The sequence below is a fragment of the Lentilactobacillus parakefiri genome (assembly GCF_002157585.1).
Classification (GTDB): Bacteria; Bacillota; Bacilli; order Lactobacillales; family Lactobacillaceae; genus Lentilactobacillus; species Lentilactobacillus parakefiri.
In genome coordinates this window covers 1-671 of record NZ_BDGB01000094.1, presented here as the reverse complement: position 1 = coordinate 671, position 671 = coordinate 1, and the positions used below count along the sequence as shown (strand labels likewise).

The 671-nt window shown below is 43.5% G+C and carries 1 pseudogene; it reads right to left on the bottom strand.

The annotated features are described in order from the left end of the window. Nucleotides 1-96: 96 nt before the first annotated feature. Nucleotides 97-671, bottom strand: a pseudogene (locus LPKJCM_RS09585) (DNA topoisomerase); the annotation flags it as partial.

Below are 671 nucleotides of genomic sequence, written 5' to 3'. Positions count from 1 at the left end.
TAAACGCCGCAACTAATAAAACAACAAAAAAGATCTCCCACACGAGGAGATCTCCAAAGGATAGAAACTATCCTTCAACACCATTTGACAAACTTCCGTTTCTTTTTGCGGTGTTTGCAGATTTGCTTTAACCTGATCGCCTCGGTGAACGAGCGGGAGGTTGGCTGCCACTTGCTGGTCGGCTTTGTGATCATCAAATAGATCTTGCCAGCCTTGCTTAGTTGGGACCTTGCCGGTTGCTTTAAAATTGACGTCGCCAACTTGGGTGATAATGGTGGTCTCTTCATATTCGTAAGGATCAGCAAACATCGCTAACGTCGTTCTTAAAACCAAGTCATAGACTTGTTGCTGTAATTTAGGCAAGCTGGCTAGTTTCTCTTTCGTCGGCACGACTTTAGTCATAATAATGGCATAGTGTTCTTCAACTTTTTCCCCATCAACATAGCGTTTGTTCGGAGTGGTATTGGTTAAAGCGACTGGCTTAGAGACCAAACCCAGATACTTCGTCAGATTAGCCACTAAATAATCAAATTCTTCATCAGTGATATAAGCACAATCCGTTCGGGGATAACTCAGCAACTTGGCTTCATATAAACTTTGAATGGCCGCTAAGATTTGACTGGCGCTAGCGTGATAATTCATGGCACTCTGGAGACTGGATAGCGAGAATG